The organism is Nocardia sp. CWNU-33, from assembly GCF_046764895.1.
Lineage (GTDB): Bacteria > Actinomycetota > Actinomycetes > Mycobacteriales > Mycobacteriaceae > Nocardia.
Map to the genome: position 1 here is coordinate 150,098 of NZ_JBKOQN010000016.1, position 14,308 is coordinate 164,405.

Annotated in this window: 14 protein-coding genes; 5 read left to right on the forward strand and 9 right to left on the reverse strand. The window is 64.3% G+C overall.

Features of this window, described 5'->3' with window-relative positions; translation table 11 throughout:
- Positions 1-27: 27 nt before the first annotated feature.
- Positions 28-429 (forward strand): Dabb family protein, encoded by a 402-nt coding sequence (locus tag ACLMAL_RS22415; RefSeq protein ID WP_412000859.1) that lies wholly within the window; start codon positions 28-30, stop codon positions 427-429.
- Positions 430-435: 6 nt separating this feature from the next.
- Here ACLMAL_RS22415 and icmF read toward each other — a convergent pair whose 3' ends face one another.
- Positions 436-3,654 (reverse strand): fused isobutyryl-CoA mutase/GTPase IcmF, encoded by a 3,219-nt coding sequence (gene icmF / locus ACLMAL_RS22420; RefSeq protein ID WP_412000860.1) that lies wholly within the window; start codon positions 3,652-3,654, stop codon positions 436-438.
- A gap of 295 nt (positions 3,655-3,949) precedes the next feature.
- Here icmF and ACLMAL_RS22425 point away from each other — a divergent pair, with 295 nt between their 5' ends.
- The 4 genes from ACLMAL_RS22425 to mmsB are packed head-to-tail and all read left to right on the forward strand — an operon-like array spanning position 3,950 to position 8,595.
- The gene (locus ACLMAL_RS22425; RefSeq protein ID WP_412000861.1) at positions 3,950-5,482 is read left to right on the forward strand and encodes a CoA-acylating methylmalonate-semialdehyde dehydrogenase; all 1,533 of its coding nucleotides are present in this window, start codon (positions 3,950-3,952) and stop codon (positions 5,480-5,482) included.
- A 4-nt stretch (positions 5,483-5,486) separates the two neighbouring features.
- A complete protein-coding gene (locus ACLMAL_RS22430) occupies positions 5,487-6,626 on the forward strand; it encodes an acyl-CoA dehydrogenase family protein (protein ID WP_412000862.1) in 1,140 nt (379 codons plus the stop codon).
- A complete protein-coding gene (locus ACLMAL_RS22435; protein WP_412000863.1) occupies positions 6,623-7,696 on the forward strand; it encodes an enoyl-CoA hydratase/isomerase family protein in 1,074 nt (357 codons plus the stop codon). Before ACLMAL_RS22430 ends, ACLMAL_RS22435 begins: the two co-directional genes overlap by 4 nt.
- Positions 7,693-8,595, forward strand: a complete 903-nt coding sequence (mmsB, locus tag ACLMAL_RS22440; protein ID WP_412000864.1) for a 3-hydroxyisobutyrate dehydrogenase — start codon at positions 7,693-7,695, stop codon at positions 8,593-8,595. Before ACLMAL_RS22435 ends, mmsB begins: the two co-directional genes overlap by 4 nt.
- A gap of 1 nt (position 8,596) precedes the next feature.
- Here the strand turns inward: mmsB and ACLMAL_RS22445 are convergent, their stop codons facing one another.
- The 8 genes from ACLMAL_RS22445 to ACLMAL_RS22480 form a co-directional block, all read right to left on the reverse strand.
- Complete coding sequence (locus ACLMAL_RS22445) at positions 8,597-9,895, reverse strand: hypothetical protein (protein WP_412000865.1); 1,299 nt, start codon at positions 9,893-9,895, stop codon at positions 8,597-8,599.
- Positions 9,895-10,089: a DNA-binding protein gene (locus ACLMAL_RS22450; RefSeq protein WP_412000866.1), complete on the reverse strand. Its 195-nt coding sequence runs from the start codon at positions 10,087-10,089 to the stop codon at positions 9,895-9,897. Before ACLMAL_RS22450 ends, ACLMAL_RS22445 begins: the two co-directional genes overlap by 1 nt.
- Before the next feature lie 56 nt (positions 10,090-10,145).
- Positions 10,146-11,876, reverse strand: coding sequence for a replication initiator (locus ACLMAL_RS22455; RefSeq protein ID WP_412000867.1), 1,731 nt, complete (start codon positions 11,874-11,876; stop codon positions 10,146-10,148).
- Between the two features lie 100 nt (positions 11,877-11,976).
- Positions 11,977-12,330, reverse strand: a complete 354-nt coding sequence (locus ACLMAL_RS22460) for a hypothetical protein (RefSeq protein WP_412000868.1) — start codon at positions 12,328-12,330, stop codon at positions 11,977-11,979.
- The gene (locus ACLMAL_RS22465; protein WP_412000869.1) at positions 12,327-12,587 is read right to left on the reverse strand and encodes a hypothetical protein; all 261 of its coding nucleotides are present in this window, start codon (positions 12,585-12,587) and stop codon (positions 12,327-12,329) included. Before ACLMAL_RS22465 ends, ACLMAL_RS22460 begins: the two co-directional genes overlap by 4 nt.
- Before the next feature lie 44 nt (positions 12,588-12,631).
- Positions 12,632-12,805, reverse strand: a complete 174-nt coding sequence (locus ACLMAL_RS22470; RefSeq protein WP_412000870.1) for a hypothetical protein — start codon at positions 12,803-12,805, stop codon at positions 12,632-12,634.
- On the reverse strand, positions 12,802-13,125 hold the full coding sequence (locus ACLMAL_RS22475; protein WP_412000871.1) for a hypothetical protein: 324 nt from the start codon (positions 13,123-13,125) through the stop codon (positions 12,802-12,804). Before ACLMAL_RS22475 ends, ACLMAL_RS22470 begins: the two co-directional genes overlap by 4 nt.
- A partial coding sequence (locus ACLMAL_RS22480) for an FtsK/SpoIIIE domain-containing protein (RefSeq protein WP_412000872.1) occupies positions 13,122-14,308 on the reverse strand: 1,187 nt, incomplete at its 5' end. The genes ACLMAL_RS22475 and ACLMAL_RS22480, both read right to left, overlap by 4 nt.

Here is a 14,308-nt window from a genome sequence, read left to right on the forward strand (position 1 = left end):
CTAGTTGGTTCAAGTGAGGAGATGGTCGTGATCGTTCACCTGTTGCGTTTCGGATTCTGGGACGAGGCCACAGACGCGGATCGGGCAGCGGTGCTGGCTCTGATGAAGCGGACCGCCGCCGTGGAGTCGGTGTCGTTCTCGTCGGTGGGGCAGAACCTGGGGGATGGCGCCGACGGGTTCACCCATGCCTACTGCGTCGGCATCGAGGATCTCGACGCACTGGAGCGCTATATGCACGACCCGGTGCACCTCGACGGTGATCCGCAGATCATCCCGCACCTCGCGAAAATCGCGATCGGGCCGGATGTTTCGGATGACACAGATCCCGAACTACGCGACAAGATCATGGCGCTGAACGCGGCGAAGGTCGCGAAGTATCCGGAATGGGCGCGACTCATGGAGTCGGTCCCCGAGGTGCGAATCTTCTGAACGGTCCTACACGTTGCGGCGGTATTGGCCGCCGACGGTGAAGAAGGTGTCGGTGATCTGCTGCAACGTGCAGACCCGGGCCGCGTCCATCAGGACCTCGAAGATGTTGTCATCGGTGCGGGCCACGGCGTCCAGGCGTGCAAGGGCGTCGTGGGCCTCGTCGCGATGACGCTGCTGGAACTCGCGGACCCGATCGAGTTGCGACTTCTTCTCCGTTTCGGTGCCGCGGGCGAGTTCGAGTTCACGGTGCGGTTCGCCGTTCGGATTGCGGAAGGTGTTGACACCGACGATCGGCAGCGAGCCGTCGTGCTTACGGCGCTCGTAGAGCATGGATTCGTCTTGGATGCGGCCGCGCTGGTAGCCGGTCTCCATCGCGCCGAGCACGCCGCCGCGCTCGCTGATCCGTTCGAACTCGGTGAGCACCGCCTCCTCGACCAGGTCGGTGAGTTCATCGATGATGAAGCTGCCCTGCAGCGGGTTTTCGTTCATCGCGAGGCCCCACTCGCGGTTGATGATCAGCTGGATGGCCAGCGCGCGGCGCACCGATTCCTCGGTGGGGGTGGTGACCGCTTCGTCGTAGGCGTTGGTGTGCAGGCTGTTGCAGTTGTCGTAGATGGCGATGAGGGCCTGCAACGTGGTGCGAATGTCGTTGAAGTTCATCTCCTGCGCGTGCAATGAGCGGCCCGAGGTTTGAATGTGATATTTCAGCTTCTGTGAGCGGTCGTCGGCGCCGTACTTGTCGCGCATGGCCACGGCCCAGATGCGCCGTGCGACACGGCCGATCACCGAATACTCCGGGTCCATGCCATTGGAGAAGAAGAACGACAGGTTCGGCGCGAACTTATCTATCCGCATGCCGCGCGCGAGGTAGGCCTCCACATAGGTGAAGCCGTTGGCGAGGGTGAAGGCCAATTGGCTGATCGGGTTCGCGCCCGCCTCGGCGATGTGATAGCCGGAGATCGAGACCGAGTAGAAGTTGCGAACTCCGTTGCGCACGAACCACTCCTGAATATCGGCCATCATGCGCAAGCTGAATTCGGTGGAGAAGATGCAGGTGTTCTGGCCCTGGTCTTCCTTGAGGATGTCGGCTTGCACCGTGCCGCGCACCGTGGCAAGGGTCCTGCCCCGGATATCGGCGGCCTCGTCGGCGGTGGGTCGGCGCCCCTCGGCAGCCGAGAACCGTGCCAGCGCTTGGTCGATGGCGGTGTTGAGGAAGTAGGCGAGGATGGTCGGCGCGGGTCCGTTGATGGTCATCGACACCGAGGTGGTCGGTGCGGTGAGATCGAATCCGTCGTAGAGGACCTGCATATCGTCGACCGAGGCGATCGACACCCCCGAGGTGCCGACCTTGCCGTAGACGTCGGGGCGTTCGTCGGGGTCGCGGCCGTAGAGGGTCACCGAGTCGAAGGCGGTGGAAAGCCGGGTCGCCTCGGCATGTTCGGAGAGCACCTTGAAGCGGCGGTTGGTGCGGAACGGATCGCCCTCGCCCGCGAACATGCGGGCTGGATCTTCGTTGTCGCGCTTGAACGGGAACACGCCCGCGGTGAACGGGAAGCGGCCGGGCAGGTTCTCCGAGCGCAGGAAGCGCAGCAGCTCACCATGATCGGTGTAGCGCGGCAACGCGACCCGGGCAATGCTGCTGCCCGACAATGATTCCCGACGCAATGGCGTCCGAATCTCTCGATCGCGCACCCGCACCACCTGCTCGGCGCCGCGGTAACTTTCGGCGACGGCGGGCCAGTCGGCGAGCAGAGCCGCGTTCTCGGTGGACAGTTCCGAACGGGCGTTGTCGAGCAATGCGGCGACCGCTGTGTCGTCGGGGAGTTCCGCCAGCACCTGTTCGAAGCGCTGAACCCGTTGCGCGGCACGCACCTGCTGCTCGGTGTCGGCGTGATAAGCGCGTACTGTTTCGGCGATCTCGGCGAGGTAGCGCACCCGGGCCGGCGGGATGATCTGGGCGAAGCGGGTCGATGCTCGGGTCTCGACCCTGGGCAGCGTCCCGGGTTCCAGTCGCAGGCCGTGCTCGCCCAGTCGCGCGGTCAGGTGCTGGTACAGCGCGGTCACGCCGTCGTCGTTGAATGTCGCAGCGCTGGTGCCGAATACCGGCATATCGTCCGGGCTTGCCCCGAACGCCTCACGATTGCGCATCAGCTGGCGCGAGACATCGCGCAGTGCGTCGGCGCCGCCGCGGCGTTCGAACTTGTTGATCGCCACCACATCCGCGTAGTCCAGCATGTCGATCTTCTCCAGCTGGGAGGCGGCGCCGAATTCCGGTGTCATCACATACATCGACACGTCCACGTGGTCGACGATCGCGGCGTCGCCCTGGCCGATGCCCGGCGTCTCCAGAATCACCAGGTCGTACCCGGCGGCTCGGCAGGCCGCGATGATCACGTCGATATTCTGCGGCAGTTCGTGATTGCCGCGCGTGGCCAGCGACCGGAAGAAGATGTGGTCGCCGTCCAAGGCGTTCATCCGAATGCGGTCGCCCAGCAGTGCGCCGCCGCCGCGGCGTCGAGTCGGATCGACAGCGAGGATCGCGACGCGGACCTTGTCTTGCTGATCCGAGCGCAGTCGGCGAACCAATTCATCTGTGAGAGAAGACTTTCCGGAGCCGCCCGTGCCGGTAGTGCCCAGCACCGGTACGGCCCGCGCAGCTGCCGCCGTGGTCAGCGCGTCGCGTTCGGCAGGAGTGAGGCTGTCCTGTTGCAGGCAGGTGATGGCCCTGGCCAGCGCAGTGCGTTCGCCCGCGAGCACCGCATCGATCGAAGGCCGGTCGGTCGACAGATCGACATCGCACTGTCGCACCAGTTCGTTGATCATGCCGGGTAGGCCGAGCCGCTGTCCGTCCTCGGGCGAGAAGATCGTCACGCCGGATTCGGCGAGCCGCGCGATCTCCTCGGGGACGATCACGCCGCCGCCACCGCCGAAGATCCGCACCTGCCCCGCCCCGGCCTCGCGTAGCGCGGTGGCCAGGTATTCGAAGTACTCGAGGTGCCCGCCCTGATACGAGCTGACCGCAACGCCCTGCACGTCTTCCTCGACCACCGCGGCGACGACCTCGTGCACCGCTCGGTTGTGGCCGAGATGAATCACCTCGGCGCCCTGTGATTGCAGGATGCGCCGCATGATGTTGATCGCCGCGTCGTGCCCGTCGAACAGGGCGGCGGACGTCACGAGTCGGACGGGGTTGGCGGGCGTGTGAAGCGCGCTGCTATCTGCCACGGTGGTCCTCCGTCGAGTCCTTTTGGCGCCCGATACTAGGACGTCAAACTAATTCTACGGTGATGCCGGTCACGATGTCATGTAGCTCGCATGGTGGCCTGTGTGGCGTGCCCCTGCGCCCGCGGTACTCGCTCTGAACCCCTGTGCCGGCCCTTCTGTGTCTGACCTGCGCTTTTGTAGAGTGGCAAATCCCACATCTGTACCCTTGCCTGGATTTACTTGGACATCCAACTATAGGATGACCTTAAATCTGGCGTGGATTCCACGCCGCCGCTGTCGACACCTGAGGACTGGCATGGTTCGCGAACTCACACACTTCATCGGCGGGCAGCACGTTGCCGGCACGTCGGGCAGGTTCGGCGATGTCTTCGATCCGAACATCGGGGCGGTGCAGGCGCGGGTGCCGCTGGCGAGCAAGTCGGAGGTCGAGGCGGTCATCGCCGACGCCGCCGAGGCGCAGCAGGTGTGGGCCGCGTTCAATCCGCAGAAGCGGGCGCGGGTGTTGATGAAGTTCCTGACCTTGGTGCAGGACGAGATGGATTCGCTGGCCGCGTTGCTGTCGAGCGAGCACGGCAAGACCATCCCGGACGCCAAGGGCGATATTCAGCGCGGCCTCGAGGTGATCGAATTCGCCACCGGTATCCCGCACCTACTCAAGGGCGAGTACACCGAGGGTGCGGGCACCGGTATCGACGTCTACTCGATGCGGCAGCCGCTCGGTGTCGTCGCGGGCATCACCCCGTTCAACTTCCCGGCCATGATCCCGTTGTGGAAGGCCGGCCCGGCGCTGGCATGTGGGAACGCGTTCGTGCTCAAGCCTTCCGAGCGCGACCCCTCGGTGCCGCTGCGCTTGGCCGAGTTGTTCCTGGAGGCGGGGCTGCCTGCGGGTGTGTTCAATGTGGTCAACGGCGACAAGGAGGCCGTCGACGCACTGCTGCACGATCCGAGGATCAAGGCCGTCGGGTTCGTCGGTTCTACGCCGATCGCGCAGTACATCTACGAGACCGCGACCGCGAACGGCAAGCGCGCGCAGTGCTTCGGCGGCGCGAAGAACCACGCGATCGTGATGCCCGACGCCGACCTCGACGACGTCGCAGACCAATTGATCGGCGCCGGTTACGGTTCCGCGGGCGAGCGCTGCATGGCCATCTCGGTCGCGGTGCCAGTCGGCGAGGAGACCGCGGATCGCCTGGTCGCCAAGCTCACCGAGCGGGTGCACAAGCTCAATATCGGTCGCTCCGACGATCCCGGCGCCGACCTCGGTCCGCTGGTCGGCCAGGACGGCGTGAACCGGGTGAACAACTACGTCCAGATCGGCATCGACGAGGGCGCGGAACTGGTCGTCGACGGCCGCGGGCTGACTGTGGAAGGCGGTGAGAACGGCTACTTCGTCGGCGCCACCCTGTTCGACAAGGTCACCCCGGAGATGCGGATCTACAAAGAAGAGATCTTCGGTCCGGTGGTCAGCGTGGTGCGCGCCAAGGATTACGAAGAGGGCCTGCGCCTGGCCAACGAGCACGAATACGGCAATGGCGTAGCGATTTTCACCCGCGACGGCGACACCGCCCGCGATTTCGCCGCCCGCGTCCAGGTGGGCATGGTCGGCATCAATGTCCCGATCCCGGTCCCGATCGCCTACTACACCTTCGGCGGCTGGAAGCGTTCCGGCTTCGGCGACCTGAACCAGCACGGCCCCGATTCGATCCGCTTCTACACCAAGACGAAGACGGTGACGCAGCGTTGGCCTTCCGGACTCAAGGAGCTTGGGCCGGTTGGGCGTTCCGCAGGCTCCACGCCCAACGCCTTCGTCATCCCGACGATGGACTGAGGTCATGTTCGTACTCGACGCCGACGAGAAGGCGATCTCCGAGACCGCCCGCTCCTTTGCCGACGAGCTACTCGCCCCGAATGCCCTCGAATGGGATGAGCAGAAACACTTCCCGGTCGATGTGGTGCGCAAGGCAGGCTCGTTGGGCATGGGCGGCATCTACGTGGGCGAGGATGTCGGCGGCTCCGGGCTGCGCAGGCTCGATGCCGTACGCATCTTCGAGCAGCTCTCCACCGGCTGCCCGGCCATCGCCGCCTATATCTCTATCCACAACATGGTTTCGTGGATGATCGACAGTTACGGCAACGAGCAGCAGCGCCACCGCTGGCTGCCCCGGCTCGCCTCGATGGAATGGCTCGGCAGCTACGCGCTGACCGAGCCCGGCGCCGGATCCGACGCGGCCGCCTTGAGTACCAAGGCCGTTCGCGACGGTGACGACTATCTGCTCACCGGGGTGAAGCAATTCATTTCCGGCGCGGGCAGCACCGACGTGTACGTCGTGATGGCGCGCACCGGTGATACGGGTGCGCGTGGCATCTCGGCGTTCATCGTCCCCGCGGACACACCGGGAATCTCCTTCGGCGCCAACGAGAAGAAGATGGGCTGGCACGCACAGCCCACCCGACAGGTGATCCTCGACGAGGTCAGGGTGCCGGCTGCGAATCGACTCGGCCTGGAGGGCAACGGTTTTCGGATTGCCATGAACGGGCTCAACGGCGGACGATTGAACATCGCCGCCTGCTCGCTCGGCGGAGGTCGCGCGGCACTGGACAAGGCGGTTGCCTACCTGGGCGAGCGCAAAGCCTTCGGCGCCCGACTGTTGGACAACACCGCTCTGCAATTCGAGCTGGCGGATATGCGCACCTCGTTGGAAGCGGCTCGCACGCTACTGTGGCGTGCTGCGGCGGCACTGGATGCCGATTCCGACGACAAGGTCGAGTTGTGCGCCATGGCAAAGCGATTCGCGACCGACGCCGGTTTCGATGTTGCCAACAAAGCGCTTCAGCTGCACGGCGGCTACGGCTACCTGGCCGAATACGGCGTCGAGAAGATCGTCCGCGATCTGCGGGTGCACCAGATTCTCGAGGGCACGAACGAAATTATGCGGGTGGTTGTCGCCCGCTCGGTGGTAGGAGCGGCATGACCGAAACGGAACCCGACATCCTGATCGACAAGCGCGACGGCCTCGGCCTGATCACGCTGAACCGGCCCAGGGCTATCAATGCGCTGAATCACGAGATGGTGCTTGCCATGTCGCGCGCACTGCGCGAGTGGGCCGAGGACGACGAGGTGCGCACCGTCGTCGTCACCGGCGCGGGGGAGCGCGGGCTGTGTGCGGGCGGCGACATCGTCGCCATTCACCACGACGCGAAGGCCGGCGGCGATGCCGCCACCAGCGCGACGGCCGCCTTCTGGCGCGACGAGTACATCCTCAACGCGCTGATCGGCCGCTACACCAAGCCCTACGTCGTTGTCATGGATGGCATCGTGATGGGCGGTGGTGTCGGCATTTCCGGCCACGGCAGCCATCGCATCGTCACCGAACGCTCCAAGATCGGCATGCCGGAGGTCGGCATCGGTTTCATCCCCGACGTGGGCGGCACCTACCTCTTGGCTCGCACCCCCGGCGAGATCGGCACGCACGTCGCGCTGACCACCGCACGGATGAGTGCGGGCGACGCCATCGCCACCGGCTTCGCCGACTACTACGTGCACTCGGAAAACATTCCGGCACTGCTGGAAACGCTGCGCTCGGAGACGGCCGAGATCGCGATCGCCAAGTTCGCCACGGACGCACCGGAATCCGAGTTGGTCGCCCAGCAGGACTGGATCGATACCTGCTACAGCGCGGACTCCGTCGAGGAGATCGTGGCCCGACTGCACGCGAGTGATTCCCCTGCTGCGGTCAAGGCCGCTGCCGATGTGCTCGCCAAATCACCTGTCGCGCTGAAGGTTACGCTGCGCTCACTGCGTGCGGCCCGCGCCGCGTCGAGCCTGGAGGCAGTGCTGAACGAGGAGTACCGCGTTTCGGTCGCCTCGTTGGCCTCGCATGATCTGGTCGAGGGCATCCGTGCGCAGGTGATCGATAAGGACCGAAACCCGCAGTGGTCGCCCGCGACGCTCGCCGACGTCACGGCGGCGCAGGTCGACGCATACTTCGCCCAATTGGGCGAGTACGAACTGGGTGCGACGATTCCGGAGGGACAACAGTGAGTAAGAAGATCGGCTTCCTCGGCCTCGGCCACATGGGCGGACCCATGGCCGCCAACCTGGTGCGGGCGGGCTACGACGTCATCGCCTTCGACCCGGTCCCCGCCGCGCAGGAGCAGGCGCGCAAAGACGGCGCCACCGTGGTGGACACCGCCGCCACGGCAGCCGCCGACCGCGATGTCGTGATCACCATGCTGCCCAACGGCAAACTGGTCCTCGACGTCTACGCGGATCTGCTCCCCGCCGCCGCACCGGGCACGCTGTTCATCGACTCCTCGACCATCGATGTCGCCGACGCCAAAGCCGCGGCCGTGCTCGCCGTCGGCGCAGGTCATCGCGCACTGGATGCCCCGGTGTCCGGCGGTGTCGCAGGCGCTGCCGCCGGCACGCTGACCTTTATGGTCGGCGGCGGTGCCGCGGACTTCGCCGACGCGCTGCCGGTGCTCGAGGTCATGGGCGGCAAGGTCGTGCACTGTGGTGGCCCCGGTGTCGGCCAGGCCGCGAAGATCTGCAACAACATGCTGCTCGGTATCTCGATGATCGGTTTGTCCGAGGCACTGGTGCTCGGTGAGAAGCTGGGCCTGAGCCACCAGTCGTTCTTCGATGTCGTCTCCACCGCGTCGGGCCAGAGTTGGGCGCTGACCAACTACTGTCCGGTCCCCGGTCCGGTGCCGACCAGCCCGGCCAACAACGACTACCAGCCCGGTTTCGCCACCGCGCTGATGACCAAGGACCTCGGTCTCGCCGCGAACGCCCTGCGCGACAACGGCATCGACGGCCGGCTCGGCATGCTCGCCGCCGAGATCTACACCAGGTTCAACCAGGCCGAGGCCGGAAAGGACTTCTCGGCTATCGTCACCGATATCCGTGATAGGACCAATAACGGCAGGTCAGAAGCCTAGGCTATTGGCCGAACCGGGCCGAAACCGTCAGATCACCGTCATTTTCCGGGTACAGGGCCTCTAGCGCCTCGGTGTTGTCGACCGCTGCACGCTTGTACCCTTGACGGTCGATGTAGTGACGGGTAGCCATCGAGGACCCCTCCGAGTGACCCAGCTGGGCACTGGCACGCTTACTGTCGCCGGTCTTGCCCTTCACCTCGGTGGCTACCGTGTCACGCAGATTGCCCCACGTCATCCACTCCAGGGCCGTCCCAACGCGCAGGCATCCCAGCGCGTAACCTGCAACATCCGGTGCGATCGGCTCACTGTTGAGCGTGAATATCAGCACGGTCTCATCGGTCGGCGCACACACCCGTTTCCACGCCCTCAGTTCACTTGTGAGCCATCGCGGAAACGTGACGTAGTACGAGTCACCAGCCTTGCGGCCATCCTGCCTATAGGGCTTCCTGCCGACCGGTTTCACGATCGTGCCGCAGATATGGGCCACTACTCTTTCCACGGCCTCATCGTCCAGGTCCGGAATGTCCATCCAACGCAACGCGAGGCCCTCACCCGGACGCACACCGGTACCCAGTACGGTCAGACCGAACGGCAGCACGTAGTCATGATTACGCGGCGTTCTTCCCTTGTCGCACAACAGTTTTACGAACCCGGCGCGGTTGTCTTCATCGAGTGCGCGTTGCCCGCCACCGTTCAAATCCGGCCGCGGCACCAACCGCATCGGTGAATCGTCGTAGAGGCCCTGCAAGGTCAGCATTGTGAACACGGCGGTGAGGATCGTGTGATGCCGCAACGCCATACCCGGAGCGATATCCGCGATATCCGCTACATACGAAGCCAACTCGGAAGGACGACCAACCTCAGCGATCGTGAACGCACCGAGCTCGTTGTCGAGCTTGATCGCATCCTCCTTTGCTCGTGGACTGTCACTCGGGTAGATCGCCGCTCGGTAGAGGTAATAACTGCGCTCCTTGAGCTCTCCCTTCTCGAATCGCTCTCGCAGAACATCCGCATGATGCTTGAAGACAGCGCTCATCTTGTCGGTCGGCTTGAACAACACGGACTTTCGAGTCCGCCGCTTGCGCCGCACCGATCCTTTGAAGCGGTTCTTCTCGAAGTTCTCCCAGAACGCTGCCATGCACAGGTCACGCGTCGGGCCGCTGCCGGACGAACGCACATACTCACCGTTGATTGCGCGATGACGCACCTCGCTCAGTCGCCAGATGCCATCGGTGCCCTTCACCGGCTGGAGCTTGTCCTTCGGCGGATAGCCACCGGGTTCCAGCGCTTCACGAGGCATTACGCCGCCTCCGCCAACAGTGCATCCTCGTACGCGACGACATCGGCCAGCGAATACCGTACATAGCCACCGACTTTCACAAAACGCGGCCCCTTGAGCGGCACCGATGCAGCCCAGTTCGCCAAGGTCTTCGGCTTGATCCTCCACCGTTCGCCGAGCTCGTCGCGAGTCAGCCAAACTCGGTCATCACTCATCGCTACCCTTCCTCCCTTCCTGCTTGTCGAGAAGCTTGGACATGATGGGTTCCTCCCTATGCTGCTGCGGATTGCTGAACGGTTGAAAGATGCTGTGACACACCGGTTCCTTGGACATGGCCCGGTGGTCCCTCGGTCATGGCGAGGCGAGCTTTCGTGTACTCGGCGCGTTGGTTGATCCGGGCAGCGACCAACGCCATGACCAGATGCGACCGCGGTGGTGCGTCCTTGTCGGCAGGCCCGACCGGGGTGATCCGCAGGTGCGAGGTATCTGGCTTGAGGATCCCGACGCGGGCGAGCTCGGCGCGGACGAAGTCGAGGCGATCAGCTTTGTGATCGGGGACTGTCTTGCCTGACCACTTGCCCGAGTTCAAACAGCGTCGACCGGGCAGGCCGAGAGTGTCGCGGCGGTGTGCTTTGCCTTTGCATTTGCCCGGCTGGGTCTTCTCGTTGGCGCCCTTGGGGACGATGCCGTAGCGCAACCACACACCACACCGAGGCGAGCACGGAGTCTGCTGCAGCTCGGCATGGAGCCGGTCGTAATGCACCGCAACGCGAGTCGAGTCGGTCTCGAGGACTTCCCCGATGGACTTGGTCAGGTACTTCGTCAGATACCGAACCTTGATGTCCATCTCTTCCGTGCCGCCGAGGATCTGCACCGCCTTGGACTGACCACCGAACTTCAGGGTGTGGGCTGGTTCGAGGTCATCGACCGAATCCATCGTTTCCAGCGCGTCATCCCAATAGGTGAGCGGCTTGTGGGTGCGGGTGTCGGTAAAAGTGCCGGCCTTGTAGTCCCACTGCGGCATGTTCGCGTCGGTGTACACGGGGGTGTCGAAGTGCGGCCACCAAATGTTGACGTAAGTCGCCGCGGTGACCTGATACAGCAACTGCGAGGGGATCGAACCCCGGATAGCGATGTGCAGGTGCGGGGCACCACGTTTCTGCGGTTCCACCGTCGCGAAGTATTGGACGTTCCAGCCCACAGCCCGGCGCAGGTTCTGCATGAACCGGTCGAACAACCGGGCGAGGTGGATGGTGTCGCGGGCTTGACGGGTGTAGTCGTAGGCCTGCGGGTCACGCGGGGAACCATCGGAGACCATCGCCCCCTTCTTGTCCTTGCCCCCTGTCGGGTCCCAGACGCGGTTGATATGCCCGTAGGAGTCCAGGGTGAGGGTGAAGAACGTCGAGGGCCGATACTTGCCGTCCGCATAGGCGGCACCCACTGTCAGCGCCTTGTTGACCTTCTTGCGTGGCAGATCGGGCACGTCATCACGGCGACGGGTGGACTTGGCTTTGCGGCGGGGTTTGGCGTCCAGGGGTGGGAGTTTGCCCCGGACACCGAGTGCACGCAGCTCGACATCCATATCGGCCACCAACGCTTTGATCGCATCGGCGAGTTCGTCATCACCTTCGCCTCGAGCCTCGTGATAGTCAGTGAAAAACATTGCCCGACCAGCCAATATTTCCTGCTGCGCTTCGGTCGGTTCAGTCGTGGCGTCGACAGGTTCACGCTCTGCGCACCACCCTTCGCGCAGCTGAGTCATACGCAGATAACGGTTGGCTTTGGCACACGCCGGACAGGTCGTGCCGTTGGTGGACTTGCAGGGGGCGCCGACGTAGGAGGTGCGGGAGGTGATCGGATCGAACGCCCGCATAGGCACCACACGAGCGCAGACGCCTTCTTTCTCGGCGGCGGATTCGGCGATGTCGTTGATGTCGGGCATCGCGCGTCGGTCGGCAGCTGTTTCCCGGTTGGGGGCGATGCCGATGATCGGTGCGGTCATAACGTGTTGTCCCCCTTCGTGTTTCGTACTTCGACTGATCAGTGCCCGGAGGCCGGATCAGGGGTGGTGTCCCCGGTCCGGCCTCCGTCGAGCATGTCGGTCATGCCACGTCGTCCAAGTCGTTCGATAGCGCGGCGATCTCTGGTGAATCTTGTTGGTGGAGAACGATTTCCACCGTTCCTGGGCCGATCAAGGCGGCATCGCAACCGTGGACACCGAAGGTGTCGGCGAGCTGGGTGGTGCGGTTTTCGTAGTCGGCGGGGCAGTGCCCGTCGAGCATCCGCACCCGAACCCGGTCGGTGGTCTCACCGATACGGACCGACAGCAAGCGTGGAACACGGATGGTGCCGTCATCGGTAGTGCGGGTGAGGCGGGCGGTGGTCATGAGGCGGGTCCAACGGCGCCGGTAGCGAAACCAGGCGAGATAGCGGGCACGGACCAGGGAGAGGATCATTTCGGTGTCCCTGTCTCGGGTAATGCGTACTCGCCGCCTGTCGCTTCCTGGATGACGGCTTGCAGCACACCAACTACCGCGATGGCGTCGTCCACAGTCATGGCCAGATGCAGCACAGCGGCGAAGTTGTGCTCCTTGTGCAGAGTCACCTGGATCTGCCGATCCTGCGTAGCGCTGGGAAGGTAGTTGGCGAACACCTCACACGATTCGCGCAGATGCCCACGATCGGCGGAGACCAACACTCGGTGAAAGTCCATGCCCCGCTCCGGCTTCCAATAGCCCTGTGAAGACTCGTGGCCGGTCATGCCGCCCAGTCCCCACCGTCGTAGTCATCGCTGCCCCAGGCCGGCAGTGTCCCGGTTTCGGCGAGTACGTGAACCGCGACCGTGACAGAGTCGAGGCCACGTGCTTGCAGCTGGCAGCGGCGACGGGCTTGCAGGTCGATGACGTTGTCGTCGTAACGGCTGGTGTTCATGGCAGGACCTCGGTTTCGGAGATGCCGCACACGGTGCAGGTGCGGGAATGGGTGGTTTTGGTGAGCCGCCGCAGGGAGACACGGCGTTCGGGGAAGGTGTGACCGTGTTCGGTGCAGCGGGCCAATGCTTGGCAGCCGTCGCAGAGAACCTTGTCGCCGTCATAGGCCCAGCCGACACCCGAAGGTCGGGCGTTGAGGTAGCCGACAGCCTGATTGACCGTGTCGAAACAGATGCCCTCACCGGTGTTCTCGGTGTAGGTGTCGCCGCAGCCGTCGCAGTAGATGACCACGTGGCACTCCATGACAAACCCTGTCCTCATGCCGCACGCCCCTGGGCGAACGCGTCCAGGTCGACCGGGCGAGGGATCGGCTTGTACTGCGCCACGATCCGGTCCACATCGGCGTCGGTGACCATGAACGCCCGAGCCCGCTGGAAACCAGCCTTACCGTCCTCCTGCACATAGCAAACGCCCGGTGTCGTATGCGGGATCCGGTCGCAGTAGGAGCCGCGGTTACGGGCGCCCTGACCGTGGATCATGGCGACCTGGGCGGCTTCGTCCATCCGCATACCGACCCGGTATGGCAACAGTTGCCGTTGTGGCACGTTCTCTTTCGACGGGTCGATGACCGTTTCGATCACCGAATACAGCGGTGCGCGTCCCTGCGAGAGCAGCAGACCGTGAGCGCGTTCGAACCGCGCCTGCTTTTTCGGGTCCGAGAACGCCGAGAGCGTCGCCGCCTCATCGATGATCGTGACAACCAAGGGGTTCTGCGGTGTAGGAACGGGTTTGCGGACCTTGCCGCGGTAGCGTTGCGTGGCTTCTTGAAGGTCTTTGACGGTCTCCTCGAGCAGTCCGACCATTTCCTCTTCGCCGGTGCAGGCGAACCGGGTGCACAGTGGTTCCAGGTACCCCAGCTCCATGCCGCCCTTCGGGTCGATCACCCGCAACTCCACCCGCCCGGAGCGGATCGCCGGACCCATGCCGTTGACCAGCGACCACAACACGCTCGACTTACCCGAACCCGTTCCGCCGGCGATCAGGACGTGACGGCCCTGGATCGGAACAGTCCAGCTCTGGCCGTCCTCGAACACTCCTGCGGTGACCGCTTCCAAATCAACGTGATCAGGCACTTCGGTCGGCACCGGCACATCAGCAGCGAGGGTGTCGTGGACTCTGACCTGGATACGGACGAATCCGGGAGACGACGAGGCCGCGGTGACTTCGGGGACGCCGATGTACTGGGCGAACGCGTCCAGGGTGTTCTGATCGGTCCAGTCGGACAGTTTGTGTCCACCGCGCATCTGCACGTCCACATCCAGCCCGTAGGCGGTGTACTCGACACCCAGGACCGTGGGGAATCCGTCATCTTCGGACCCGAGATCCAGTTCACGCCACAGCATCAGCTCTTGCTGGCGATCGCAGAACACCAGGATCGAAGCTTTCAATTCGGCCGGTGCCGCAGCCACCCAATCCGCGACCGTCTCCACGCGCGGAACTGGCT